This is a genomic window from Leclercia sp. TB492, from assembly GCF_049974505.2.
Classification (GTDB): Bacteria; Pseudomonadota; Gammaproteobacteria; order Enterobacterales; family Enterobacteriaceae; genus Enterobacter; species Enterobacter adecarboxylatus_C.
The window spans coordinates 4,110,795-4,136,821 of record NZ_CM127572.1 but is presented as its reverse complement, the minus strand read 5'-3'; the positions used below and the strand labels follow the sequence as shown (position 1 = coordinate 4,136,821).

Genomic DNA, 26,027 nt, shown 5'->3' with positions numbered 1-26,027 from the left:
TTGAAGCATTGGTATGCGGCAAATCCGCAAGGAACAGGTTGATTATGTACGAAGCTCTTTTGGTAGTTTTCCTTATTGTAGCCATCGCTCTGGTAGCGTTGATTATGCTGCAGCAAGGTAAAGGCGCTGATATGGGGGCCTCTTTTGGAGCAGGCGCTTCTGGTACGCTGTTCGGTTCAAGTGGTTCTGGTAACTTCATGACCCGCGCAACGGCGATTCTGGCAACGCTGTTTTTCATCATCAGTCTGGCGCTTGGCAATATCAACAGCAACAAGACCAGTAAAGGAAGCGAGTGGGAAAATCTGAGCGCACCGGCGAAATCCGAGCAGACTCAGCCAGCTGCACCGGCTAAGCCGACCAGCGATATCCCGCAGTAATAGAAGTAACAGTGCTGAGGTGGTGGAATTGGTAGACACGCTACCTTGAGGTGGTAGTGCCCTAACGGGCTTGTGGGTTCGAGTCCCATCCTCAGTACCAATATTCCGAAGAAAAGACGTCGCAAGACGTCTTTTTTTTCGTCTGTAGTTTGTGATATTGCCCGGCGGTGCGATGCTTGCCGGGCCCGGGAAAACACAACTACAAAAAAGGCGCCCTCAGGCGCCTTTTGCATTTTTTGTTCGCGATTACTGCTTATCGCTGTTTTCCAGATTCTCGACCTGCGGCAGACCGTTACCTGTTGATACGGAGAGCAGACCATTCTCGGTATAGGTGAACAGCTTGGCGCGAGTATCGGTGATATCCAGGTTGCGCATGGTCAGCTGACCGATACGATCGTCCGGGGAGAAGACGGACTCGCCTTTTTCCATGGTCAGACGCTCTGCCTGATAGGTCAGGTTGTCAGACACGGTATTCAGAATCGAGTAGTCATTACCGCGACGCAGTTCCAGGGTCACTTCACCGGTAATCGCGCTTGCCACCCAACGCTGCAGGGCATCACGCAGCATCAGCGCCTGCGGATCGAACCAACGGCCCTGATACAGCAGTTTGCCCAACTGACGGCCATGAGAGTGGTACTGCTCAATGGTGTCTTCGTTGTGAATACCGGTCAGCAGACGCTCATAAGCGATGTGCAGCAGCGCCATCCCCGGCGCTTCATAGATGCCACGGCTTTTCGCTTCGATGATACGGTTTTCAATCTGATCGCTCATGCCCAGACCATGGCGGCCGCCGATGCGGTTTGCTTCCAGCATCAGTTCCACATCGTCAGAGAAGGTCTGGCCGTTCAGGGCAACCGGGTGGCCGCGTTCAAAACGCACGGTCACTTCTTCCGCCTGGATTTTGACGTTTTCGTCCCAGAACTTCACGCCCATGATCGGGTTAACGATCTTCACGCTGGAGTTCAGGAATTCCAGGTCTTTTGCTTCGTGCGTTGCACCCAGCATGTTGGAGTCGGTGGAGTAAGCTTTCTCGACTGACATTTTGTAGTCAAAGCCACAGGCGATCATAAATTCGGACATTTCGTGACGGCCACCGAGTTCGTCGATGAAGTCAGTATCCAGCCATGGCTTGTAGATCTGCAGTTCAGCGTTAGTCAGCAGGCCATAGCGGTAGAAACGCTCAATGTCGTTGCCTTTATAGGTGCTGCCATCACCCCAGATGTTAACGCCATCGTCTTTCATCGCGGCAACCAGCATGGTGCCGGTAACGGCACGGCCCAGCGGGGTGGTATTGAAATAGGTCAGGCCGCCGGTAGTGTTATGGAATGCGCCACACTGAATGGCAGCGATACCTTCGGCAACCAGCTGCTTACGGCAGTCAATCAGGCGTGCGTTCTCTGCACCGTACTCCATGGCACGACGAGGGATCGCATCATAATCGTCCTCATCCGGCTGACCCAGGTTCGCAGTATATGCATAAGGAACCGCTCCCTTCTGGCGCATCCACAGCAGTGCAGCGCTGGTATCCAGGCCGCCTGAAAAAGCGATGCCAATACGTTGTCCTTGCGGAAGATGCTTGAGAATCGTCGTCATAAAATAAAACCCTGCTTGATTGACTGATGAGTGATCGCTTTCACCCTAAATGCATTTTTATGCAGAATAAGTGAGTTTTCATTTAATCATCTTTTGGCAAGTACCGAAAGTGATTCGTGTATTTTTTGTAAAAATTTCCCGCCTGAATCGCTGTGGTTCACAGGGTTGACAGGCGGCGTCCGCTATCAATATACTGTACGCCGATTTTACGTCCCGTCCTCGGTACCAAATCCCAGCATTATTTGCATTTTTTACCCACAGCGAGTAGAATTTGCCACGTTTCAGGCGCGGGGTGGAGCAGCCTGGTAGCTCGTCGGGCTCATAACCCGAAGGTCGTCGGTTCAAATCCGGCCCCCGCAACCACTTTCCTATAAAGTCCTTTTTCAAATATACTGTGAAGACTTAGCGCCTTCGTAGCTGGATTTGAAAAAATTCTTTTTGAAAGTGCTCCAGGCCACTGTTGTGGCTATAGGGTTCAGTTATCTAAAGCCCCGATTTATCGGGGTTTTTTGTTATCTGACTACAGAATAACTGGGCTTTATGCCCTTTTTTTACGTCTTGGGGGTGGGCTTGTCCACATTAGACCAAAAATTAACAGAGATGATTAAAGCACCAGTCGAAGCACTGGGCTACGAACTGGTCGGCATCGAATTCATTCGCAGCCGTACATCCACGCTGCGCATCTATATTGATAGTGAAGATGGCATCAATGTTGATGATTGTGCTGATGTTAGCCACCAGGTGAGTGCGGTTCTTGATGTTGAAGATCCCATTACCGTCGCCTATAACCTGGAAGTTTCCTCGCCTGGTCTGCATCGCCCGCTGTTCACTGCTGAACACTACACTCACTACATTGGTGAAGAGGCGGCTCTCGTTCTGCGTATGGCTGTACAAAACCGCCGTAAATGGCAGGGCGTTATTAAGGCCGTTGATGGTGAGATGATCACAGTAACAGTCGAAGGCAAAGATGAAGTGTTCGCGCTGAGTAATATCCAGAAGGCGAACCTGGTTCCCCACTTTTAACAGTCTGGATGAGGTGAAAAGCCCGCGATGAACAAAGAAATTTTGGCTGTTGTTGAAGCCGTTTCCAACGAAAAATCACTGCCGCGCGAGAAGATTTTCGAAGCGCTGGAAAGTGCACTGGCTACGGCAACCAAGAAAAAATACGAACAAGAGATCGATGTCCGCGTTGAAATCGATCGCAAAAGCGGCGACTTCGATACATTCCGTCGTTGGGTTATTGTTGAAGAAGTCACCCAGCCTACGAAAGAGATCACCCTGGAAGCGGCACGTTTCGAAGACGAAAGCCTGAACCTCGACGATTACGTTGAAGATCAGATCGAATCCGTAACCTTCGACCGTATCACCACCCAGACTGCTAAACAGGTTATCGTTCAGAAAGTACGTGAAGCTGAGCGCGCCATGGTCGTTGACCAGTTCCGCGAGCACGAAGGCGAGATCATTACCGGCGTGGTGAAAAAAGTTAACCGCGACAACATCTCCCTGGATCTGGGTAGCAACGCCGAAGCAGTTATTCTGCGTGAAGATATGCTGCCGCGCGAAAACTTCCGCCCGGGTGACCGCATTCGTGGCGTACTGTACTCCGTGCGTCCAGAAGCACGTGGCGCACAGCTGTTCGTAACCCGTTCTAAACCTGAAATGCTGATCGAACTGTTCCGCATTGAAGTGCCAGAAATTGGCGAAGAAGTGATTGAGATTAAAGCCGCTGCCCGCGATCCGGGTTCCCGTGCGAAAATCGCGGTGAAAACCAACGATAAGCGTATCGATCCGGTAGGCGCTTGCGTCGGTATGCGTGGCGCGCGCGTTCAGGCTGTTTCGACTGAACTCGGCGGCGAGCGTATTGATATCGTTCTGTGGGACGACAACCCGGCGCAGTTCGTGATTAACGCGATGGCACCGGCTGATGTAGCGTCTATCGTAGTAGACGAAGACAAGCACACCATGGATATCGCCGTTGAAGCAGGTAACCTGGCGCAGGCTATCGGCCGTAACGGTCAGAACGTCCGTCTGGCTTCACAGCTGAGCGGTTGGGAACTCAACGTAATGACCGTTGACGACCTGCAGGCTAAGCATCAGGCAGAAGCCCATGCAGCCATTGATACCTTCACTAAGTACCTGGACATTGACGAAGACTTCGCCACCGTTCTGGTTGAAGAAGGTTTCTCAACGCTGGAAGAGTTGGCCTATGTGCCAATGAAAGAACTGCTGGAAATTGACGGTCTGGATGAAGCAACCGTTGAAGCCCTGCGTGACCGCGCTAAAAACGCACTGACCACCCTGGCACTGGCTCAGGAAGAAAGCCTTGGTGATAACAAGCCGGCTGATGACCTGCTGAATCTGGAAGGTCTTGATCGTGCGATTGCGTTCAAGCTGGCTGCCCGTGGTGTTTGTACGCTGGAAGATCTCGCTGAACAAGGCGTTGATGACCTGGCTGATATCGAAGGTTTAACCGACGAGAAAGCCGGCGAGCTCATCATGGCCGCACGTAATATTTGCTGGTTCGGCGACGAAGCGTAATAAACTGTAGCAGGAAGGAACAGCATGACTGATGTAACTGTAAAAACGCTGGCTGCTGAGATTCAGACTTCCGTGGACCGCCTGGTACAGCAATTTGCTGATGCAGGGATCCCGAAGTCCGCTGATGACTCAGTGACCGCGCAAGAGAAACAAACCTTATTATCGCACCTGAACCGTGAACACGGTTCAGCGCCTGATAAACTGACGTTACAGCGTAAAACGCGCAGTACGTTAAATGTTCCAGGTACCGGTGGAAAAAGCAAATCGGTACAAATCGAAGTCCGCAAGACGCGCACCTTTGTAAAACGTGATCCGCAAGAGGCAGAACGCCTTGCCGCGGAAGAGCAGGCACAGCGTGAAGCGGAAGAACAAGCTCAGCGTGAGGCAGAAGCAACTGCCAAGCGTGAGGCAGAATTAAAAGCTGAACGTGAGGCCGCAGAAAAAGCGAAGCGCGATGCCAGTGATAAAGCGAAGCGTGACGCGGCGGAAAAAGACAAAGTGAGCAATCAACAGACTGACGAAATGACCAAAACAGCCCAGACGGAAAAAGCCCGTCGTGAAAATGAAGCTGCTGAACTGAAGCGTAAAGCGGAAGAAGAAGCTCGCCGTAAGCTGGAAGAAGACGCACGTCGTGTTGCTGAAGAAGCGCGCCGTATGGCAGAAGAAAACGAGAAGAATGGTGTTAATCCTGTTGAGCAGACAGAAGACACCAGTGATTACCACGTAACCACTTCTCAGCACGCGCGCCAGGCAGAAGACGAAAACGACCGTGAGGTTGAAGGTGGCCGTGGCCGTACCCGCACCGCATCGAAAACTGCCCGTCCTCAGAAGAAAGGTAACAAGCACGCTGAATCCAAAGCCGATCGCGAAGAAGCGCGTGCAGCGGGTCGCGGCGGTAAAGGCGGCAAGCGTAAAGGTTCCGCGCTGCAGCAAGGCTTCCAGAAGCCAGCTCAGGCCGTTAACCGTGACGTAATCATTGGCGAAACCATCACCGTTGGCGATCTGGCTAACAAGATGGCTGTTAAAGGCTCTCAGGTCATCAAAGCGATGATGAAGCTGGGCGCTATGGCGACCATCAACCAGGTTATCGACCAGGAAACCGCACAGCTGGTTGCCGAAGAGATGGGCCACAAAGTTATCCTGCGTCGTGAAAACGAGCTGGAAGAAGCGGTAATGAGCGACCGTGACACTGGCGCAGCCGCTGAGCCGCGTGCACCGGTTGTGACCATCATGGGTCACGTTGACCACGGTAAAACCTCTCTGCTGGACTACATTCGTTCCACGAAAGTGGCCTCCGGCGAAGCAGGCGGCATTACCCAGCACATCGGTGCCTACCACGTAGAAACCGACAACGGGATGATCACCTTCCTGGATACCCCGGGCCACGCCGCGTTTACCTCTATGCGTGCTCGTGGTGCGCAGGCAACGGATATCGTTGTTCTGGTGGTAGCAGCAGACGATGGCGTGATGCCGCAGACAATCGAAGCTATCCAGCACGCTAAAGCGGCGCAGGTGCCTCTGGTTGTTGCAGTGAACAAAATCGATAAGCCAGAAGCGGACATGGATCGCGTTAAAAACGAACTGTCCCAGTACGGCGTTATGCCGGAAGAGTGGGGCGGCGAGTCTCAGTTCATCCCGGTTTCTGCAAAAGTGGGTACCGGTATCGATGACCTGCTGAACGCTATCCTGCTGCAGGCTGAAGTTCTGGAGCTGAAAGCGGTTCGCAATGGTATGGCAAGCGGCGCGGTGATCGAGTCCTTCCTGGACAAAGGTCGTGGCCCGGTTGCTACCGTTCTGGTACGTGAAGGTACCCTGAACAAAGGCGACATCGTGCTGTGTGGCTTCGAATATGGCCGTGTTCGTGCAATGCGCGACGAACTGGGTCGTGAAGTTCTGGAAGCAGGTCCGTCCATTCCTGTGGAAATCCTGGGCCTGTCCGGTGTTCCGGCTGCCGGTGATGAAGTGACCGTTGTCCGTGACGAGAAGAAAGCGCGTGAAGTTGCGCTGTACCGTCAGGGCAAATTCCGTGAAGTCAAACTGGCTCGCCAGCAGAAATCTAAACTCGAGAACATGTTTGCCAACATGACCGAAGGCGAAGTTCACGAAGTGAACGTCGTTCTGAAGGCGGACGTGCAGGGTTCTGTGGAAGCGATCTCCGACTCTTTACTGAAACTGTCTACCGACGAAGTGAAAGTGAAGATCATCGGTTCTGGCGTAGGTGGTATCACCGAAACCGACGCAACCCTGGCTGCAGCGTCCAACGCAATTCTGGTTGGCTTCAACGTCCGTGCCGATGCTTCTGCGCGTCGCGTGATCGAATCGGAAAGCCTGGATCTGCGTTACTACTCCGTCATCTATCACCTGATCGACGAAGTGAAAGCGGCGATGAGCGGTATGCTGTCTCCGGAACTGAAACAGCAGATCATCGGTCTGGCTGAAGTACGTGACGTGTTCAAATCACCGAAATTCGGTGCGATCGCGGGCTGTATGGTTACCGAAGGTAACATCAAGCGTCACAACCCAATCCGCGTCCTGCGTGACAACGTGGTTATCTATGAAGGCGAGCTGGAATCCCTGCGCCGCTTCAAAGATGACGTTAACGAAGTCCGTAACGGCATGGAATGTGGTATCGGCGTGAAGAATTACAACGACGTTCGCGTTGGCGATATGATCGAAGTGTTCGAGATCATCGAGATCCAACGCAGCATCGACTAATCCCCTGCGGATAAGTCCACATGTAAGCCGGGATCGCCTCGCGCCACCCGGCAAGAATTAATAAAAAGGGGCTAAGAGCCCCTTTTTTGTCTGGAGAATTTATTATGGCGAAAGAATTTGGTCGCCCACAGCGCGTTGCCCAGGAGATGCAAAAAGAGATCGCAATCATCCTGCAGCGCGAAATTAAAGACCCACGCCTGGGCATGATGACGACAGTGTCCGGTGTTGAAGTGTCCCGCGATCTGGCCTATGCCAAAGTGTTCGTGACCTTCCTGAACGATCAGGATGAAGCCGCGGTTAAGCTGGGCATCAAAGCCCTGCAGGATGCCTCCGGTTTTATCCGATCTCTGCTGGGCAAAGCCATGCGCCTGCGTATCGTGCCGGAACTGACCTTCTTCTACGACAACTCACTGGTTGAAGGGATGCGCATGTCCAACCTGGTCACCAGCGTGGTCAAGCAGGATGATGAGCGTCGTGTGAACCCGGACGATAAAAAGGAGGACTGATGAGTCGTCCTCGTCGTCGCGGTCGCGACGTGCACGGCGTGCTGCTGCTGGATAAGCACCAGGGTGCTTCCAGCAACGACGTGCTGCAAAAAGTAAAACGTCTCTACAATGCTAACCGTGCCGGTCATACCGGTGCGCTGGATCCGCTGGCGACCGGCATGCTGCCGGTTTGCCTGGGTGAAGCGACGAAGTTTTCCCAGTACCTGCTGGATTCTGACAAACGCTACCGGGTTATCGCGAAGTTGGGCCAGCGCACGGATACTTCCGATGCGGATGGTCAGGTCGTAGAAGAGCGTCCGGTAACGTTCAGCCCTGAACAGCTTGAAGCTGCACTGGAGAGTTTCCGCGGCGACACCGAGCAGGTGCCGTCGATGTATTCCGCACTGAAATACCAGGGCAAAAAACTCTACGAGTATGCGCGCCAGGGTATCGAAGTGCCGCGTGAAGCCCGCCCGATTACGGTGTACGAGCTGCTGTTCATTCGCCACGAAGGTGATGAGCTGGAGCTGGAAGTTCACTGCTCAAAAGGCACTTACATCCGTACTATCATTGACGATCTGGGCGAGAAGCTGGGCTGTGGCGCACACGTGATCTATCTGCGTCGTCTGGCGGTCAGTAAGTACCCGGCGGAACGGATGGTGACGCTGGAGCAGCTGCAGGCGCTGGTTGAGCAGGCACAGGTGCAGGGTATCGATGCAGCCGATCTGCTGGACCCACTGCTGATGCCGATGGACAGTCCAGCTTCGGACTATCCGGTGGTCAATTTGCCGTTAACCTCGTCTGTTTACTTTAAAAATGGTAATCCGGTGCGCACCACTGACGTCCCTCATCAGGGGCTGGTACGCGTTACGGAAGGCGATGACAACACCTTTATCGGCATGGGTGAAATCGACGACGAAGGTCGTGTTGCACCGCGCCGTCTGGTGGTCGAATATCCGGCATAAGCTGACGCCTTACCTTGCGATAAGCAGGGGAGGCGGGTAGAATATTGCCGCTTAACGTCTGGTGAATTGTTTAACAATTGGCAAGCGTTATACATGGGATAGCTGAATTAGAGATCGGCATCCTTTCATTCTTTATACTTTGGAGTTTTAAAATGTCTCTAAGCGTTGAAGCTAAAGCTAAAATCGTTTCTGAGTTTGGTCGTGATGCTAACGACAGCGGTTCTACCGAAGTTCAGGTTGCACTGCTGACTGCACAGATTAACCACCTGCAGGGTCACTTTGCAGAGCACAAAAAAGATCACCACAGCCGTCGTGGTCTGCTGCGCATGGTTTCTCAGCGTCGTAAACTGCTCGACTACCTGAAACGTAAAGATGTTGCACGCTACACCGCGCTGATCGAGCGTCTGGGCCTGCGTCGCTAAGTCTTGCGAGTTTCAGAAAAGGGGGCCTTATGGCCCCTTTTTTCAACCAGACCGCAGCAATTCACTGGAAACTAATGTATTGTTGCTATAAATGATCTTCATTGCAGAGGTTCGCGCGGCTAATGAGAGGCTTCACCCATGGGGGTGTCGGTTGTCATTAGTCGCGAGGATGCGAAGAAGGTCCGGTTAAACGTCAGCACGCCTCTGGTGTGCTGTCATTCATTTAAGAAAGGACAGAATCTTGCTGAATCCGATCGTTCGTAAATTCCAGTACGGTCAGCACACCGTCACGCTGGAAACCGGCATGATGGCGCGTCAGGCTACTGCTGCCGTTATGGTAAGCATGGATGACACCGCGGTATTCGTAACCGTGGTTGGCCAGAAAAAAGCAAAACCAGGTCAGGACTTCTTCCCTCTGACCGTTAACTACCAGGAGCGTACCTACGCTGCCGGTAAAATCCCGGGTGGCTTCTTCCGTCGTGAAGGCCGTCCAAGCGAAGGCGAAACCCTGATTGCGCGTCTGATTGACCGCCCGGTTCGCCCGCTGTTCCCGGAAGGCTTCGTTAACGAAGTTCAGGTTATCGCGACCGTTGTTTCCGTTAACCCACAGGTTAACCCGGACATCGTGGCGATGATCGGCGCATCTGCAGCCCTGTCCCTGTCTGGTATTCCATTCAACGGTCCAATTGGTTCTGCTCGCGTGGGTTACATCAACGACCAGTACGTTCTGAACCCGACTCAGGACGAGCTGAAAGAGAGCAAGCTGGACCTGGTTGTTGCGGGTACAGAAGCGGCGGTACTGATGGTTGAATCCGAAGCAGAACTGCTGAGCGAAGACCAGATGCTGGGCGCGGTGGTCTTTGGCCACGAGCAGCAGCAGATCGTTATCCAGAACATCAACGATCTGGTGAAAGAAGCCGGTAAACCACGTTGGGACTGGCAGCCAGAAGCGGTTAACGAAGCGCTGAACGCGCGCGTTGCTGCCCAGGCTGAATCACGTCTGAGCGATGCTTACCGCATCACCGACAAACAAGAGCGTTATGCTCAGGTTGACGTCATCAAATCTGAAACCATCGCTACGCTGGTTGCAGAAGATGAGTCCCTGGACGCGAACGAGCTGAGCGAAATTCTGCACGCTATCGAGAAAAACGTTGTTCGTAGCCGCGTTCTGGCTGGCGAGCCGCGTATCGATGGCCGTGAAAAAGACATGATCCGTGGTCTGGATGTGCGTACTGGCGTTCTGCCACGTACTCACGGTTCCGCACTGTTCACCCGTGGTGAAACTCAGGCGCTGGTTACTGCGACCCTGGGTACTGCCCGTGACGCACAGAACATCGACGAACTGATGGGCGAGCGCACTGACAGCTTCCTGTTCCACTACAACTTCCCTCCGTACTCCGTTGGTGAGACCGGTATGGTAGGTTCGCCGAAGCGTCGTGAAATTGGTCACGGTCGTCTGGCGAAGCGCGGTGTTCTGGCTGTTATGCCAGATGCTGATAAATTCCCGTACACCGTTCGCGTGGTTTCTGAAATCACCGAATCTAACGGTTCTTCTTCCATGGCTTCCGTGTGTGGTGCTTCTCTGGCACTGATGGACGCGGGTGTTCCGGTGAAAGCTGCCGTTGCGGGTATCGCGATGGGTCTGGTGAAAGAAGGCGACAACTACGTTGTTCTGTCTGACATCTTGGGCGACGAAGATCACCTGGGCGATATGGACTTCAAAGTTGCGGGTTCCCGCGAAGGTATCTCTGCCCTGCAGATGGATATCAAAATTGAAGGCATCACCAAAGAGATCATGCATGCTGCGCTGAACCAGGCGAAAGGTGCACGTCTGCACATCCTGAGCGTGATGGAACAGGCGATTAACGCGCCACGTGGCGACATTTCTCAGTTCGCACCACGTATCCACACCATCAAGATCAGCCCGGACAAGATCAAAGACGTTATCGGTAAAGGCGGTTCTGTTATCCGTGCTCTGACCGAAGAGACCGGCACCACCATCGAAATCGAAGATGACGGTACTGTGAAGATCGCAGCGACCGACGGCGAGAAAGCGAAATTTGCTATCCGTCGTATCGAAGAGATCACCGCAGAGATCGAAGTGGGCCGTATCTACAGCGGTAAAGTGACCCGTATCGTTGACTTTGGCGCATTCGTTGCCATCGGTGGCGGTAAAGAAGGTCTGGTTCACATCTCTCAGATCGCTGACAAGCGCGTTGAGAAAGTGACCGATTACCTGCAGATGGGTCAGGAAGTTCCGGTTAAAGTTCTGGAAGTTGACCGTCAGGGCCGTATCCGTCTGAGCATTAAAGAAGCGACTGAGCAGTCATCTGCCGCTGCACCGGAAGCTCCGGCAGCAGAACAGGGCGAGTAAGGTTGCTGTTTGCCCTCCGCGCAAGCGGGGGGCTTGTTATCAGGCAGGACGCCTTGTTGAGCCGCCGGGGGACAGGACGTTCATCCAATAGTTGTCTTCGGGAGTGGGAAATGAAGCCTTTTCTGCGCTGGTGTTTCGTTGCGACAGCTTTGACGCTGGCAGGATGCAGCAACTCTGCCTGGCGTAAAAGTGAAGTCCTCGCAGTGCCACTGCAACCGACTTTGCAGCAGGAAGTGATTCTGGCACGCATGGAACAAATTCTTGCCAGTCGGGCTTTAACCGATGACGAACGCGCACAGCTTTTATATGAGCGCGGAGTGTTGTATGATAGTCTCGGTCTGAGGGCACTGGCGCGAAATGATTTTTCACAAGCGTTGGCGATCCGACCGGATATGCCGGAAGTATTCAACTACTTAGGCATTTATTTAACGCAGGCAGGCAATTTTGATGCTGCCTATGAAGCGTTTGATTCTGTACTTGAGCTTGATCCAACTTACAACTACGCGCACTTGAATCGCGGGATCGCCCTGTATTACGGCGGTCGTGACAAGTTAGCGCAAGATGATCTGCTGGCGTTTTATCAAGACGATCCTAACGACCCTTTCCGTAGCCTGTGGCTTTACCTTGTTGAGCAGAAGCTCGATGCGAAGCAGGCCAAAGACGCGTTAAACCAACGCTTCGAAAAATCGGACAAGGCACAGTGGGGATGGAATATTGTCGAGTTCTACCTGGGCAACATCAGTGAAGCAACGCTGATGGAAAGGCTCAAGGCAGACGCAACGGATAACACCTCGCTCGCTGAGCATCTCAGTGAAACCAACTTCTATTTAGGTAAGTACTACCTAAGTCTGGGGGATATGGACAGCGCCACGGCACTGTTCAAATTAGCGGTTGCTAACAACGTACACAACTATGTTGAGCACCGTTATGCATTGTTGGAATTATCGCTCTTGGGCCAGGAGCATGACGACCTGGCAGAATCGGACCAGCAATAGCTGACGACATAAACATCAGCCCGTAATCATTTTTTGATTGCCATCATCTTAACGGGTGAGGGCGTTGTTGTTCGTCAATACACCTACTTTGAGCCGGTTCACACTTTCAATGAAAATTACCGAAAATTTTCACGATGAGTTATGTAGACTGGCCGCCATTGACATTGAGGCACTCGTACTACATGGCTGAATTCGAAACCACTTTTGCAGATCTGGGCCTGAAGGCTCCTATCCTTGAATCCCTTAACGATCTGGGTTACGAAAAACCATCTCCGATCCAGGCAGAATGTATCCCACATCTGCTCTCTGGTCGTGACGTGCTGGGCATGGCCCAGACTGGTAGCGGTAAAACTGCAGCGTTCTCGCTGCCGCTGCTGAACAACATCGATCCGGACCTGCGTGCACCGCAGATCCTCGTACTCGCTCCGACCCGTGAACTGGCTGTTCAGGTTGCGGAAGCGATGACTGAATTCTCTAAACATATGCGCGGCGTAAACGTGGTTGCCCTGTACGGCGGCCAGCGTTATGACGTGCAGTTACGCGCCCTGCGTCAGGGCCCACAGATTGTCGTCGGTACGCCGGGTCGTCTGCTGGATCACCTGAAACGCGGTACGCTGGATCTCTCTAAACTGAGCGGTCTGGTGCTGGATGAAGCTGACGAAATGCTCCGCATGGGCTTCATCGAAGACGTAGAAACCATTATGGCGCAGATCCCGGAAGGTCATCAGACCGCTCTGTTCTCTGCAACCATGCCGGAAGCGATCCGTCGTATTACCCGTCGCTTCATGAAGGATCCGCAGGAAGTGCGTATCCAGTCCAGCGTAACCACTCGCCCGGACATCAGCCAGAGCTACTGGTCTGTATACGGCATGCGTAAAAATGAAGCGCTGGTTCGTTTCCTGGAAGCAGAAGATTTTGATGCGGCGATCATCTTCGTTCGTACCAAAAATGCGACCCTGGAAGTGGCTGAAGCCCTGGAGCGTAGCGGCTACAACAGCGCCGCGCTGAACGGCGACATGAACCAGGCCCTGCGTGAGCAGACTCTGGAGCGTCTGAAAGACGGTCGTCTGGATATCCTGATTGCAACCGACGTGGCAGCACGTGGTCTGGACGTTGAGCGTATCAGCCTGGTTGTTAACTATGACATCCCGATGGACTCCGAGTCTTACGTTCACCGTATCGGCCGTACCGGTCGTGCAGGTCGTGCGGGCCGTGCGCTGCTGTTCGTTGAGAACCGCGAGCGTCGTCTGCTGCGTAACATCGAACGCACCATGAAGCTGACCATTCCAGAAGCTGACCTGCCTAACGCAGATCTGCTGGGCAAACGCCGCCTGGAAAAATTCGCCGCGAAAGTACAGCAGCAGCTGGAAAGCAGCGATCTGGATCAGTACCGTGCGCTGCTGGCGCAGATCCAGCCAACCGCTGAAGGCGAAGAGCTGGATATGGAAACGCTGGCTGCCGCTCTGCTGAAGATGGCTCAGGGTGAACGTTCCCTGATCGTGCCACCAGATGCACCGATGCGTCCTAAGCGTGAATTCCGTGACCGTGACGATCGTTTCGAACGTCGTGGCGACCGTAATGACCGCAACGATCGTGGCCCGCGTGGCGACCGTCCAGAGCGTGGTGGTGAAGACCGTCCACGTCGCGAACGTCGTGATGCTGGCGAAATGGAACTGTACCGCATTGAAGTGGGCCGTGATGACGGTGTTGAAGTTCGTCACATCGTTGGCGCGATCGCTAACGAAGGCGACATCAGCAGCCGTTACATCGGTAACATCAAGCTGTTTGGTACCCACTCCACCATCGAGCTGCCAAAAGGTATGCCGGGCGAGGTTCTGCAGCACTTTACCCGTACCCGCATCCTGAACAAGCCGATGAACATGCAGCTGCTGGGTGATGCTCAGCCGCGTCCGGACCGTGGTCCGCGTCGTGAGGGCGATCGTCCTGCTGGCCGTGGTTTCGGTGGCGGTGAGCGTCGTGAAGGCGGCCGTGGTCCTCGTCGTGAAGGCGCTGCACCAGGTGCAGGTCGTTTCAGCGGTGAGCGTCGCGAAAGCCGCGGCCCACGTCGTGAAGATGGCGGTGCTCCAGCCCGTCGTCGTGACGCGTAAGCCTTACGCTTCAGTCGTAAAGTAAAATATACAGCCCCGATATTGTTATCGGGGCTTTTTTTATTCCCTTTGTACTATTGTACTGGTACAGTGCAGCACATTAAGATGCAGGTCCCAAATTATTGACTGGAGAATAGGCTGTATGGCGACACTAACCACCACCCAAACGTCACCCTCACTGCTCGGCGGTGTGGTGATCATCGGCGGTACCATCATTGGCGCAGGGATGTTCTCCCTGCCGGTGGTGATGTCCGGGGCGTGGTTTTTCTGGTCGCTGGCAGCGCTGGTCTTCACCTGGTTCTGTATGCTGCATTCAGGCCTGATGATCCTTGAAGCAAACCTCAACTATCGTATTGGATCGAGCTTCGACACCATCACCCGCGACCTGCTCGGCAAACGCTGGAACATCGTCAACGGCATCTCCATTGCCTTTGTGCTCTATATCCTGACCTACGCCTATATCTCGGCGAGCGGCTCGATTCTGCATCACACCCTCTCGGAGATGTCGCTGGACGTTCCGGCGCGGCTGGCGGGGCTGTGCTTTGCGCTGGGCGTGGCGTTTATTGTCTGGATGAGCACCAGGGCGGTCAGCCGGATGACAGCCATTGTGCTGGGTGCGAAGGTCATCACCTTTTTCCTGACCTTCGGCAGCCTGCTGGGGCACGTCACGCCTGCCACCCTGTTTAACGTGGCGGAGAGCAACACCTCGTACTCGCCGTATCTGCTGATGACTCTGCCGTTCTGTCTGGCGTCGTTTGGCTATCACGGCAACGTGCCGAGCCTGATGAAGTATTACGGCAAAGATCCGCGCACCATCACCCGCTGCCTGGTCTACGGTACGCTGCTGGCGCTGGGTCTGTATGCGATCTGGCTGCTGGGGACGATGGGTAACATCCCACGTCCGGAGTTCATCGGTATTGCGGAGAAGGGCGGTAATATTGATGTGCTGGTGCAGGCGTTGAGCGGGGTGCTGAACAGCCGCAGTCTGGATCTGCTGCTGGTGATCTTCTCCAACTTTGCCGTGGCCAGCTCTTTCCTCGGCGTGACCCTGGGCCTGTTTGACTATCTGGCCGATCTGTGTGGCTTTGATGATTCTGCCCTGGGCCGTCTGAAAACTGCGCTGCTGACCTTCCTGCCTCCGGTGATCGGTGGTCTGCTGTGGCCGAACGGTTTCCTGTACGCCATCGGCTATGCAGGGCTGGCGGCAACCATCTGGGCGGCAATTGTGCCAGCGCTGCTGGCACGCAAATCACGTAAACGCTTTGGCAGCCCAAAATTCCGCGTCTGGGGCGGCAAGCCGATGATTGCGCTGATTCTGGTGTTTGGGATTGGTAACGCGCTGGTGCATGTGCTGTCGAGCTTTAATCTGCTGCCGGTGTATCAGTAAGTTTTGTGCCGGATGGCGGCTACGCCTTATCCGGCCTACGCGATCCCGTAGGCCCGGTAAGCGAAGCGCCACCGGGCAAAAAGGCTACCCCACCAACTCTTCTTTCACCTGCATCGCCAGATCGAACGAATGCAACCGCGCCTGGTGATCGAAAATCTGCCCGTTCACCATGATCTCGTCGGCCTGGGTTTCACGCAGCACCGCCTCCAGCCCGTGGCGCACTTTTGCTTTATCTCCCACCAGCGACATGCTCAGTGCCTGCTGGACGCCATACTGCTCTGAGGCGGACCACAGCTGATGCATATTCTCCACCGGCGGCGGCAGCTGTCCCGTTTCGCCGCGGCGCAGCTTCATAAATGCCTGCTGCATGGAGGTAAACAGGAATTCCGCATCGCGGTTGCTGTCGGCGGCAATGATGTTGATACAGACCATCGCGTACGGTTTTTCCAGCCGCGCAGAAGGTTTGAAGTTCGTGCGATAGAGATGCAGCGCCTGATGCAGCATATCCGGTGCAAAGTGCGACGCGAAGGCAAACGGCAGTCCCAGTTGGGCGGCCAGCTGGGCGCTGTACAGACTTGAGCCCAGCAGCCAGACCGGGATCTGCTCGCCGTAGCCCGGCACCGGACGTACCTGCGGGTTCGGATCCTGAGCGTCAAACCAGTCCACCAGCTCCGCCACATCGCGCGGGAAGTTATCAATATCACCACTCATATGACGGCGCAGCGCGCGCATGGTCGGCTGATCGCTGCCCGGCGCACGGCCCAGCCCAAGATCGATGCGGCCAGGGTAGAGCGTATTCAGGGTGCCAAACTGTTCGGCAATCACCAGCGGGGAGTGGTTCGGCAACATCACGCCGCCCGAGCCTAAATGCAGGATAGTGGTATTGGCCGCCAGATAGCCGAGCAGCACCGAGGTGGCTGCGCTGGCGATCCCGACCATATTGTGATGCTCCGCCAGCCAGTAGCGATGATAGCCGCGCTGTTCAGCCAGGCGGGCGAGATCCAGAGAGTGGGTAAAGGCTTCTCTTGCCGAGGAGCCTTCAGGGATCGGCGCCAGGTCCAGCACCGAAAACGGAATCGATTTATCAGTCATAACAGCTCACTTTGTCGACGGTGAATCTTCAATATTGCATTAAAGTTTACCCATCATTGTTAACAAAGTGAGCCTTTTTTAGGCCTGCAGCTCCAGCCCGGCAAGGCGTCGCCAGTAGCCGTTGCACTCGCTGTTCGCGGTAAGCGGCAGCGGGGCAGCGCCATTCTCGTTGGCGCGGAAGGCGTTAATCATTGCGAACACGCTGTTGTCCAGCGGCGACAGACGCACCATATCCACCAGCCCCTGCATTGAGGCCAGCTCGTTACCGAGGTTGTAAACGTAACCGCTCATGGTCTGAATGCCGTTCAGGACAAACACCTGCTGATTCTCCTGCGACAGCATGCTGCGCCCGTTCGGGTATTTGATGCAGCAGGTTTCGCACTCGTCTTTCGGCAGGTTCTCGGAGCGCGCGGTAAAGCAGCGGGCGGAGTATGCCAGCGGCAGATGGCCGTAGCTCAGCACCTCCACCTCAAACTGGTTGCGGATCCCCAGCTCGTCGCACTGGGCCAGTATGTTGACCAGCCAGTCACGGGAAAGCTCAACCGGCATACACCAGCGCGTCATGCCTTGTTTAAGCAGCAGACGCAGGGTAACGGCGTTATAGCAGTTCAGGGCATGCCCGGCGACAAAGGGCAGTTTGCGCTCGGCGCACAGGTTCACCACGCCCAGATCGCTGGCTTCCAGCAGAAACTCGCCGTTATCGACGTAGCGTTTCAGCTCGTTCAGTTCCGACGAAGCCTGCACCAGCGCCAGGGTGGAAAGCACCACCTGCTTGCCGCTGTCGGCCAGGCGTTTCGCCATATCCAGCCAGTCGCCCACTTTGGTGGCGCGACGCTTACTGCATACTGTCTCACCCAGATAAATCACATCGGCCTGGCTGGTTGCCGCCTGCTGGTAGAAATCCTCCAGCGCCTCTTTTGACCAGTAGTAGAGCACCGGCCCTAATGAATATTTCATGCGTTATCTCACTGCCATTTACGGTGATACGCGCCCAGCGTGGTCTGGGTACCTTCGGACATCGCGCCCAGGGTCTCCATCCATGCGGGCTGCGGTGCATATTGCTTCGGATCCGCCATGCAGCGATCGATCGCCTGGCGCCACACTTTTGCTACCTGACTGACGTATGCCGGGCTGCGCTGGCGACCTTCGATTTTCACCGACGCGATATTGGCGGCCAGCAGCTCCGGCAGCAGCTCCAGGGTGTTAAGGCTGGTAGGCTCTTCTAGGGCATGATAGCGTTCGCCATCCACCAGATAGCGGCCTTTACAAAGCGTCGGATAGCCGGCGTTCTCATCGTCCTGATAGCGGTCGATCAGCACCTCGTTCAGCCGTGATTCCAGCCCCTGCGGCGTTTGCTGCCAGCGCACAAAGCGAGCCGGAGAGCAGGCGCCCACGGTATTGGGAGATTCCCCGGTTAAGTAGGAGGAGAGGTAACAGCGTCCTTCGGCCATAATGCACAGGCTGCCAAAGGCAAAAACTTCCAGCGGCACTGGCGTGACGCGCGCCAGTTGCTTAACCTGATGAATAGAAAGCACTCGCGGCAGCACCACGCGCGCCACGTCAAAGTGACGATGGTAAAAGCGAATGGCCTCTTCGTTGGTGGCCGATGCCTGAACCGAGACATGGCGCTCAATATGGGGATAGCGTTCGGCGGCATACTCCAGCATGGCGAGGTCGGCAAGGATCAGCGCGTCGGCACCCAGCTGTGCCGCCATATCCACCGCGCGCTGCCAGCGTTGATAGCCGTCGGGGTGAGCAAAGGTATTAATAGCGATATGCAGCTTGCGGCGGTGCTGGTGCACGAAGCTCACCGCTTCCTGCAGCTTTTTCTCGGTAAAATTGAGACCAGCGAAGTGACGGGCATTGGTATCGTCCTTCAGCCCGATATAAACCGCATCGGCGCCGTTTTCGATGGCCGCCTTAAGCGCCGGTAGATTTCCAGCAGGGCAGAGCAGCTCCATAATTTATCCTGACGTTCGCAGCCCCATGGGGATGCAAAATTGTTATCGAACAGCGATTTTAATTAACCATCAGGCGACAATTTTTGATTTAAGGCAGCTAATGGCGTATTGATGGCACCAATAATGGATTACGCCGGACGCCACTTTGTTGATTTACGCCGCTATACCCACGACTGGATATGGCAAAATATCAGGACTATAGATATCAGGGAGTATTGCTCGTGCTGGATAAACTGCGTTCACGTCTCGTACAATTTGGCCCGTCGCTGCTGAGCGTGCCGGTGAAACTGGCGCCCTTTGCGCTAAAGCGCCAGGTGCTGGAGCAGGTGCTAAGCTGGCAATTCCGTCAGGCGCTGGCGGAAGGCGAGCTGGCGTTTCTGGAAGGGCGCTGGTTAAGTATCGAGGTGCGGGATATCGGCCTGCGCTGGTACACCTCCGTTGAAAACGAACAGCTGGTGGTACGCGAATCCGCAGAGGCGGATGTCAGCTTCAGCGCCGACGCCAGCGATCTGCTGATGATCGCGGCGCGTAAACAGGATCCCGACACGCTCTTTTTCCAGCGCCGTCTGGTGATTGAAGGCGATACCGAGTTAGGTCTGTATGTCAAAAACCTGATGGATGCCATCGAGCTGGAGCAGATGCCAAAGCCACTGCGCGTGGCGCTGCTGCAACTGGCCGATTTTGTCGAGGCGGGTTTGAAAACTCCGCCGGAGAGTAAACACACTTCTGTAGGTGAGCCATGTTGATTCGAGTAGAGATTGGGATCGATGCGCCGGGTATCGATGCCTTATTACGCCGGACCTTCGAAGGGGACGGAGAGGCGCAGCTGGTTCAGGACCTTCGTGAAGATGGCCTGATTACCCTGGGCCTGGTGGCTACCGACGATGAGGGGCAGGTGGTGGGCTACGTCGCCTTTAGCCCGGTCACCGTGCAGGGTGAAGAGCTGCAGTGGGTTGGCATGGCGCCGCTGGCGGTGGATGAAAACTACCGCGGACAAGGCCTGGCGCGTCAGCTGGTCTATGAAGGGCTGGATTCGCTCAATGAGTTTGGCTATGCCGCCGTGGTAACGCTGGGCGATCCGGCGTTCTACAGCCGTTTAGGCTTCGAGAAAGCCGCTCATTACGATCTGCGCTGCCGCTGGCCGGGCACAGAGTCGGCCTTCCAGCTGCACGGTCTGGCTGATGATGCGCTTAACGGCGTCAGCGGCCTGGTCGAATACCACGACCACTTTAATCGCTTTTAATTAGCGGCGTTTGCAGGCTCTCGCGTAGCGCCTCAAACGTTCCATCTCCGCTGACGAGGCGCTCTTTCTGGCGCTTCGTCAGCTGTTTGATCCGGTACTCCAGTCTCAGCGCCAGCGAGCGATCCCCCACGACGGCGGAAAATGCCAGCGTCAGCTCCCCTTTGCCGCGTAACGCCTTCGCCCCTTTTCCGGTTTGATGTTGCAGGAAGCGACGCGGGACATCGGTAGTAATGCCCGTATAGAGCGCATTATCAGCGGTTCGAACAAGATAGAGAAACCAGCACACGGCGAAAGATTCAGTATGTTAAGGTGAACGCACCTTAGCACGAGAGAGAAGCGAAATGGAAACTCTGGCCGCCATCAACCGCTGGCTGGCGAAGCAGCATGTCGTCACCTGGTGTGTTCACCACGAGGATGAGCTGTGGTGCGCAAATGCCTTTTACTATTACGACCCCCAGCGCGTGGCCTTTTACGTTTTAAGCGAAGATAAAACCCGCCATGCGCAGATGAGCGGCAAGCAGGCCAAAGTAGCGGGCACCGTCAACGGGCAGCCGAAAACCGTGGCGTTGATCCGCGGGGTGCAGTTTAAAGGGGAGATCCGTCGTCTGGAGGGGGAGGAAAGCGACGCGATGCGTAAGCACTATCTTCGTCGCTTTCCGGTTGCCGCGGCCATGCCAGCTCCGGTATGGGAGATCCGCCTGGATGAACTCAAGTTCACTGACAACACCTTAGGCTTTGGTAAAAAACATCACTGGCTACGCGCCGAGTAAGCGCAGCGCCTCACGATTAAAGGCGATAAGATCTTCCGGCGTCCGGCTGGTGACCAGCTGATCCTTATCGACCACCACCTCCTGATCGTGAAAATCCGCCCCGGCGTTTTTGAGATCGATGGCAATCGATTTTACGCCCGTCAGTTTGCGGCCGCGCACCACTTCGGCGCTGATCAACAGCTGCGGGCCGTGGCAGATGGCAAATACCGGTTTGCCGGAAGCGACAAAATCACGGGTAAAGGTCACGAAGCGCGAGTCGCTGCGCAGCGAGTCCGGGGAGTGGCCGCCGGGCAGCAGCAGAGCATCAAAGTCTGCGGGCCGTACCTCGTCGATGGCCTTATCAATAGGAACGCTGGCTTCGCCTTTGTGGCCTTTCACCGTTTTCCCCGCCTGTTTTTCGATTGTGATCACCTCATGCCCCGCTTTGCGAAACGCCTCGGCAGGCGAGGTGAACTCTGAATCTTCAAACTCGTCGGTGATCAAGACTGCAATTTTCTTGCTCATGTTTCCTCCGTTGTTTTGGCTTCAGACAGCTTTTTCTTCGCTTGTGGTAGATACTTAGCGATGAGACTACTAAGTGTGGTTGAGGGATGTGAAATCGCATACGGACTAATCTGCAAAGGAGGAGTCATGAGTCAGGTTTTAATTACCGGTGCGACCGGCCTGGTGGGCGGGCACCTGCTGCGGATGCTTATTCAGGAGCGGAAGATCAACTATATCGCCGCCCCGACGCGTCGCCCGCTGGGCGATATTGAAGGGGTGTTTAATCCGCACGATCCGCAGCTGACCGATGCGCTGGCCCAGGTTCAGGATCCGGTGGACACCGTCTTTTGCTGTCTGGGCACCACACGGCGTGAGGCGGGCAGCAAAGAGGCCTTTATCCATGCCGACTACACCCTGGTGGTGGATACGGCCCTGACCGGCAAACGGCTCGGAGCGAAGCATCTGCTGGTGGTCAGCGCGATGGGCGCTAACGCGCACTCGCCGTTCTTCTACAACAAGGTGAAAGGCAAGATGGAAGAGGCCCTGATCGCCCAGAAGTGGGAGCGGCTGACCATCGTGCGTCCGTCGATGCTGCTGGGGGAGCGGGAGAAGCATCGCTTCAGCGAATCGCTGTTTGCACCGCTGTTTAGCCTGTTGCCCGGCAATCTGAAGTCAATAGACGCACGGGATGTGGCGCAGGTGATGCTGCAGGAGGCGCTGGGGGCGTCACCGGCTGGCGTCAATATTATTTCGTCAGCGAAGCTCAGGGAGATGGCGCAGGGCGAGGGGTAATGGCCCTCTGCCGATGGCAGAGGGCAGGAGAGAACTACTTCAGGTAGGTAAAGGCGGTGGTAACGTGCTTGACGCCGCTCACCCGGCTGGCGATATCCGCCGCCGCTTTCCCTTCACGATCGGTTACCAGGCCGAGCAGGAACACTTCGCCGTTCTCGGTGGTCACTTTCACGTTAGACGATTTCACCTGATCGCTGCCCAACAGCTGGGAGCGCACTTTGGTGGTGATCCAGGTATCGTTGGATGCATCGCCCAGGCCAATCGGCTGGCCCTGACGCACCTCGTTAAACACCTCGGTTGTGCCCTCTACGCCCATGGCGATCTGCTTCGCGCGGGCAGCAAGTTCGGTATTCGGTGCCTGGCCTGCCAGCAGCACTTTGCCCTGGTAAGCCGTGACGTTGATGCGCGCTTCTTTCTTGATCTGCTGGTCTTTGGACAAGGCGCTGTTCACGCGCAGTTCCAGGGTGCTGTCATCCACCTGTGTGCCCACGGAACGCGGGTCAGTCGCGGCTTTAGTGCCTACTGCGGCAGTACCCACTACCGCTGCAGCCACACATCCCTGAAGCAGCAGCGCAGAAATAAGGACTGCGAGGGGCGAAAATGCCTTCATGTATACTCCTTAATCATCCTGGTGAGGGAAAAGCGTGTTATCGATCAGATCGCATAAACAGTTCACCGTCAGCATGTGCATCTCCTGAATGCGCGCGCTGCGGTGGGAAGGAATACGGATCTCAACATCATGAGGACCTAACAGCCCCGCCAGCTCGCCGCCATCGTAACCGGTCAGGGCGACGATGGTCATATCGCGCGTGACGGCGGCTTCAACGGCCTTGACGATGTCGCGGCTGTTGCCGCGCGTAGAGATCGCCAGCAACACATCACCGGCATGCCCTAACGCACGCACCTGTTTGGCATAGATCTCATCATGGAGACGATCGTTAGCAATCGCCGTTAAGACCACGTTATCGGTATTAAGTGCAATGGCAGGTAAACTGGGGCGCTCTGTCTCAAAACGATTGATCATACTGGCAGCAAAATGCTGTGCGTTGGCGGCCGAGGTGCCGTTGCCACAACAGAGGATTTTGTTGCCGTTGAGCAGGGATTGTACCAGCGTCATCGCCGCACGGGAGATGGCGTCCGGCAGCGCTTCTGCCGCTGCGATCTGAGTCTGAATGCTTTCGGTGAAGCACACCTTAATTCTTTCGAGCACGATATCCCTTAACGATCTGATTTACGCGTCTGCGCCGAAGGCGTTTTTGAACCATTCGATGGCGTTTCCGGTGAAGGCTACCACATCGAACCGGCAATCCACAGTATCAAAGCTGCCATTATGCCGGACAAGCCACAACTGGGCGGTGAGTAATAATTTTTGTTGCTTGGCCCGGGTCACGCTGGCAGCGGCACCGCCATAGCGGGATGACTGGCGGTAGCGCACCTCAATGAACACGATGGTCGGGCCGTCCTGCATGATAAGGTCAATTTCACCGCCGCGAACGCGAACGTTCGCGGCGATAAAGCGCAGTCCTTTGCGCTCAAGCCAGCGACGCGCCTGAAGCTCGCGCGCGTCGCCGGTCTGTTTGCGGGTTAACTCGCCGGAACGATCTGTCCCTGCTGGTATTTGAGCCATGATAACTTCCTGTTAATCACGCAGTCCTGAGTGGCGGTGAGATCGCCGGTATTGCCGTTAAGGGTGAAGCCTGGCACCTGGCGCATCTGGGTGAAATGGTTCGCCAGCGCCCATGCGTCCACGCCCATGGCATACAGACGCGCCAGCGAGTAGTCGTTACGTACGCTGCTCAGCGCCTGCTGCATTAGCGCCGGGTTGGCGCCTGCCAGCATTGGAATTTCGCTGTACTGCAGGCCCTCCATCTCAAGACGGAAGTCCGGGCCGGCGGTGCCCTGCGCGCTGCGCGAGCTGGCATACAGCGACACGCCAGCCTGGCTGCCGTTACGCATGGCGATCATCGGTTTGATAAAGGCGATCTCTTCCGGGGTGGCAACGATGTAAGCCGCATCGACATTGCCGCCGCCGCTAATCTGCGCGTCCGTTGGCGGTGCCGGGATGGTCAGGCCACCAATCGTCACGCCCTGCTGCTGCGGCAGGCTGGAGGTGACCGGGCTACCGGTCAGAGCAATACCTGCCCCGCCGTTAACGCCTGCACGCAGTTCAGAGCTTGAGCCAAACTTCTGCTGCAGAACAATGCCGCCGCCCAGCTGCTGCCACTCCTCGGCAAAGGCGGTGGCGACGCGATCGCCCAGCTGGCTGCGCGGGATCAACAGCAGAGGAGCCTGCTTACCTTGCTCGTGGATATGGCGCGCGGCATCGCGGGCTTCGTCTTCTGGCGACAGGGCGAAGTAGCAGACGTTAGGGAGATTCTGTACCTGCTCCGGCTGGTTCAGCGCCAGCACGTTCAACGAGGTATTGCTCTTCATCAGCTCTTCGACGTTGTTTTTCAGCAGCGGGCCTACCACGATGCTGGCGCCATCCTGCTGGACCTGGTTCAGCACCTGGTCGAGCGGCTGGGTACTGGTGTCATACACTTTCACCTCGGCGGCCGGGTTGGCGAGTGCCGTGGCCTGAGGTGACTGCGCGGCGACAGGAGCCTGCTGCGGATCCTGCACGGTGTTATCCGGCGCGGTGACGGGCTGGGTGGTTTCAGGGGCCTGGACCGGCTCCTGCATCGTACCTTCCTGGGCGATGACAGGTTGGGCCGTGGTCAGATCGTTGGTTTCGGCACTGGACGGGCTCACCACATCGCCGGCGTTGGCAGCCTGGGCAACCTGGGCAGGGACGGCGCTACCGGTGACGGCCGCCGTGCCATTTCTCGCTGCGTCAAAACCTTGCTGGATAGTGCGGCCAAAGACGGCGGCCTGGCCATCCAGCGGCAGCAGTAGCGCGATTTTGCTGGTGGAGGCAGGCTTGAAGTTCTGCACATTGACCAGCTGCGTTGGCAGCATGGTCGCCCCCGGGTTGTTCGGGTAGCGGGTCTGCCAGTCTTTGATCCCGGCTTTCAACATATTGGGATCGTTGCGGTTATCGAACCAGACGCGCTGCAGATCCAGCCAGCCCTGCAGGATATTTTCGTCGGCATTGATCACCAGCGCATTGGCCTGATCGGGATTCATGGCGGAGAGCGCCTGCCAGGTGGCATCGATATTTTTCTGTTTTTCGGCGGCGGCGAGCAGCGGCTCCTGGGCAATCAGCGCCCGCAGCAGCGTCAGGGAAGGGCGCCCCTGTTCCGCGGCAATACCGGCCTGCCAGAAACGTGCCTGCTGGTTTTTATCGAGCGTGCTGAGGTCGATATTCCCGAGGATCTTCTTCGCTCCGGCAACGTCGTTCTGCGCAATTTTCAGTTCAGCGGCCAGCAGCGACTGCTCGCGGCGCTGGGTGTCGCTCAAATCCTGCGGCAACTGATTAAACAGATCGGCGGCATGCTGGGTTTTACCCTCTTTCAGCAGTGCACGAATGGCGAGTAATTGCCAGTTGATCCGGGTATCATCTGAGCTCTGCTCCATCTGGTGCAGATAGAAGCCGGAGTCAGCCTGCGCTGTACCCTCCATATGGGCAGCACTTTGATCGGGCGCCTGGGTACCGCAGCCAGCAAAGATCAGGGCTGCCAGCACCAGCGGAAGGCTGCGCGTGACTTTATTATGAAGAAACGTTAAGGGTACCATACTGTATCCAGTGATATTTTTTACGCAATGCTCAATATTAAATCGGCAATAC

At 55.8% G+C, this 26,027-nt stretch carries 25 protein-coding genes, 2 tRNA genes and 1 pseudogene; 18 read left to right on the top strand and 10 right to left on the bottom strand.

From position 1 onward, the window contains the following. Window positions 1–44: 44 nt before the first annotated feature. Window positions 45–377, top strand: coding sequence for a preprotein translocase subunit SecG (secG, locus tag ACP4QI_RS19565; RefSeq protein ID WP_032614427.1), 333 nt, complete (start codon window positions 45–47; stop codon window positions 375–377). A 13-nt stretch (window positions 378–390) separates the two neighbouring features. Beyond that, a tRNA-Leu gene (locus ACP4QI_RS19560) sits at window positions 391–477 on the top strand. Window positions 478–623: 146 nt separating this feature from the next. Here the strand turns inward: ACP4QI_RS19560 and argG are convergent. Continuing rightward, a complete protein-coding gene (argG, locus tag ACP4QI_RS19555; RefSeq protein WP_142487238.1) occupies window positions 624–1,970 on the bottom strand; it encodes an argininosuccinate synthase in 1,347 nt (448 codons plus the stop codon). 286 nt (window positions 1,971–2,256) lie between these two features. Between argG and ACP4QI_RS19550 the strand changes: the two genes are divergently transcribed. The 12 genes from ACP4QI_RS19550 to mtr all read left to right on the top strand — a co-directional run bounded on the left by ACP4QI_RS19550 (window position 2,257) and on the right by mtr (window position 15,959). Further along, window positions 2,257–2,333, top strand: a tRNA-Met gene (locus tag ACP4QI_RS19550). A gap of 207 nt (window positions 2,334–2,540) precedes the next feature. Further along, a complete protein-coding gene (gene rimP / locus ACP4QI_RS19545; RefSeq protein ID WP_142487237.1) occupies window positions 2,541–2,993 on the top strand; it encodes a ribosome maturation factor RimP in 453 nt (150 codons plus the stop codon). Between the two features lie 27 nt (window positions 2,994–3,020). Next, window positions 3,021–4,508, top strand: a complete 1,488-nt coding sequence (nusA, locus tag ACP4QI_RS19540; RefSeq protein WP_142487236.1) for a transcription termination factor NusA — start codon at window positions 3,021–3,023, stop codon at window positions 4,506–4,508. Window positions 4,509–4,532: 24 nt separating this feature from the next. Then, window positions 4,533–7,223: a translation initiation factor IF-2 gene (gene infB, locus ACP4QI_RS19535; RefSeq protein ID WP_142487235.1), complete on the top strand. Its 2,691-nt coding sequence runs from the start codon at window positions 4,533–4,535 to the stop codon at window positions 7,221–7,223. A gap of 104 nt (window positions 7,224–7,327) precedes the next feature. Continuing rightward, window positions 7,328–7,729 (top strand): 30S ribosome-binding factor RbfA, encoded by a 402-nt coding sequence (rbfA, locus tag ACP4QI_RS19530; protein WP_039031654.1) that lies wholly within the window; start codon window positions 7,328–7,330, stop codon window positions 7,727–7,729. Then, window positions 7,729–8,673 carry a tRNA pseudouridine(55) synthase TruB gene (gene truB / locus ACP4QI_RS19525; protein ID WP_285129162.1) on the top strand — a complete coding sequence of 315 codons (945 nt, stop codon included), beginning with the start codon at window positions 7,729–7,731 and terminating at the stop codon, window positions 8,671–8,673. The genes rbfA and truB overlap by 1 nt, the downstream gene beginning before the upstream one ends. Window positions 8,674–8,825: 152 nt before the next feature. Beyond that, entirely contained in the window at window positions 8,826–9,095 is a 270-nt protein-coding gene (rpsO, locus tag ACP4QI_RS19520; RefSeq protein WP_032614416.1) for a 30S ribosomal protein S15, read from the top strand. A 241-nt stretch (window positions 9,096–9,336) separates the two neighbouring features. Next, window positions 9,337–11,469, top strand: a complete 2,133-nt coding sequence (gene pnp, locus ACP4QI_RS19515) for a polyribonucleotide nucleotidyltransferase (protein ID WP_142487233.1) — start codon at window positions 9,337–9,339, stop codon at window positions 11,467–11,469. Between the two features lie 110 nt (window positions 11,470–11,579). Further along, complete coding sequence (nlpI, locus tag ACP4QI_RS19510) at window positions 11,580–12,464, top strand: lipoprotein NlpI (RefSeq protein ID WP_142487232.1); 885 nt, start codon at window positions 11,580–11,582, stop codon at window positions 12,462–12,464. A gap of 109 nt (window positions 12,465–12,573) precedes the next feature. After that, window positions 12,574–12,654, top strand: coding sequence for a protein YrbN (gene yrbN / locus ACP4QI_RS19505; protein ID WP_138370335.1), 81 nt, complete (start codon window positions 12,574–12,576; stop codon window positions 12,652–12,654). Continuing rightward, window positions 12,647–14,572 carry a DEAD/DEAH family ATP-dependent RNA helicase gene (locus ACP4QI_RS19500; protein WP_142487231.1) on the top strand — a complete coding sequence of 642 codons (1,926 nt, stop codon included), beginning with the start codon at window positions 12,647–12,649 and terminating at the stop codon, window positions 14,570–14,572. Before yrbN ends, ACP4QI_RS19500 begins: the two co-directional genes overlap by 8 nt. 142 nt (window positions 14,573–14,714) lie before the next feature. Continuing rightward, entirely contained in the window at window positions 14,715–15,959 is a 1,245-nt protein-coding gene (mtr, locus tag ACP4QI_RS19495; protein WP_285129160.1) for a tryptophan permease, read from the top strand. Window positions 15,960–16,043: 84 nt separating this feature from the next. Here the strand turns inward: mtr and ACP4QI_RS19490 are convergent, their stop codons facing one another. From ACP4QI_RS19490 to ubiU, 3 genes are all read right to left on the bottom strand, one after another. Beyond that, entirely contained in the window at window positions 16,044–17,051 is a 1,008-nt protein-coding gene (locus tag ACP4QI_RS19490) for a luciferase-like monooxygenase (protein WP_426495748.1), read from the bottom strand. Window positions 17,052–17,129: 78 nt separating this feature from the next. Then, window positions 17,130–18,008, bottom strand: a complete 879-nt coding sequence (locus ACP4QI_RS19485) for a U32 family peptidase (protein WP_426495749.1) — start codon at window positions 18,006–18,008, stop codon at window positions 17,130–17,132. Between the two features lie 8 nt (window positions 18,009–18,016). Then, entirely contained in the window at window positions 18,017–19,012 is a 996-nt protein-coding gene (ubiU, locus tag ACP4QI_RS19480) for a ubiquinone anaerobic biosynthesis protein UbiU (protein WP_142487227.1), read from the bottom strand. Window positions 19,013–19,233: 221 nt separating this feature from the next. On the opposite strand from ubiU, the gene ubiT reads away from it, so the two are divergent. Next, on the top strand, window positions 19,234–19,758 hold the full coding sequence (gene ubiT / locus ACP4QI_RS19475; RefSeq protein ID WP_142487226.1) for a ubiquinone anaerobic biosynthesis accessory factor UbiT: 525 nt from the start codon (window positions 19,234–19,236) through the stop codon (window positions 19,756–19,758). Then, on the top strand, window positions 19,752–20,255 hold the full coding sequence (locus ACP4QI_RS19470) for a GNAT family N-acetyltransferase (protein WP_142487225.1): 504 nt from the start codon (window positions 19,752–19,754) through the stop codon (window positions 20,253–20,255). The genes ubiT and ACP4QI_RS19470 overlap by 7 nt, the downstream gene beginning before the upstream one ends. On the opposite strand, the pseudogene ACP4QI_RS19465 reads toward ACP4QI_RS19470, so the two are convergent. Beyond that, window positions 20,242–20,582 (bottom strand): annotated as a pseudogene (locus tag ACP4QI_RS19465) (GIY-YIG nuclease family protein). The gene ACP4QI_RS19470 and the pseudogene ACP4QI_RS19465 sit on opposite strands and share 14 nt — an antisense overlap. A gap of 14 nt (window positions 20,583–20,596) precedes the next feature. Between ACP4QI_RS19465 and ACP4QI_RS19460 the strand changes: the two are divergent. Next, the gene (locus tag ACP4QI_RS19460; protein ID WP_142487223.1) at window positions 20,597–21,025 is read left to right on the top strand and encodes a YhbP family protein; all 429 of its coding nucleotides are present in this window, start codon (window positions 20,597–20,599) and stop codon (window positions 21,023–21,025) included. Here ACP4QI_RS19460 and ACP4QI_RS19455 read toward each other — a convergent pair. Continuing rightward, window positions 21,011–21,529 (bottom strand): type 1 glutamine amidotransferase domain-containing protein, encoded by a 519-nt coding sequence (locus tag ACP4QI_RS19455; protein ID WP_142487222.1) that lies wholly within the window; start codon window positions 21,527–21,529, stop codon window positions 21,011–21,013. The genes ACP4QI_RS19460 and ACP4QI_RS19455 overlap by 15 nt on opposite strands. A gap of 126 nt (window positions 21,530–21,655) precedes the next feature. Between ACP4QI_RS19455 and ACP4QI_RS19450 the strand changes: the two genes are divergently transcribed. After that, a complete protein-coding gene (locus ACP4QI_RS19450; protein WP_156264711.1) occupies window positions 21,656–22,300 on the top strand; it encodes an NAD(P)H-binding protein in 645 nt (214 codons plus the stop codon). A 34-nt stretch (window positions 22,301–22,334) separates the two neighbouring features. Here ACP4QI_RS19450 and dolP read toward each other — a convergent pair whose 3' ends face one another. From dolP to ACP4QI_RS19430, 4 genes are read right to left on the bottom strand one after another with little or no spacing between them, the layout of a single operon-like run. Further along, on the bottom strand, window positions 22,335–22,910 hold the full coding sequence (gene dolP / locus ACP4QI_RS19445) for a division/outer membrane stress-associated lipid-binding lipoprotein (protein WP_156264710.1): 576 nt from the start codon (window positions 22,908–22,910) through the stop codon (window positions 22,335–22,337). A 9-nt stretch (window positions 22,911–22,919) separates the two neighbouring features. Beyond that, window positions 22,920–23,510, bottom strand: a complete 591-nt coding sequence (diaA, locus tag ACP4QI_RS19440) for a DnaA initiator-associating protein DiaA (protein WP_032614385.1) — start codon at window positions 23,508–23,510, stop codon at window positions 22,920–22,922. A gap of 21 nt (window positions 23,511–23,531) precedes the next feature. Beyond that, a complete protein-coding gene (locus ACP4QI_RS19435) occupies window positions 23,532–23,927 on the bottom strand; it encodes a YraN family protein (protein ID WP_307763015.1) in 396 nt (131 codons plus the stop codon). Further along, entirely contained in the window at window positions 23,885–25,975 is a 2,091-nt protein-coding gene (locus tag ACP4QI_RS19430; protein ID WP_426495750.1) for a penicillin-binding protein activator, read from the bottom strand. Before ACP4QI_RS19430 ends, ACP4QI_RS19435 begins: the two co-directional genes overlap by 43 nt. Between the last annotated feature and the right edge of the window lie 52 nt (window positions 25,976–26,027).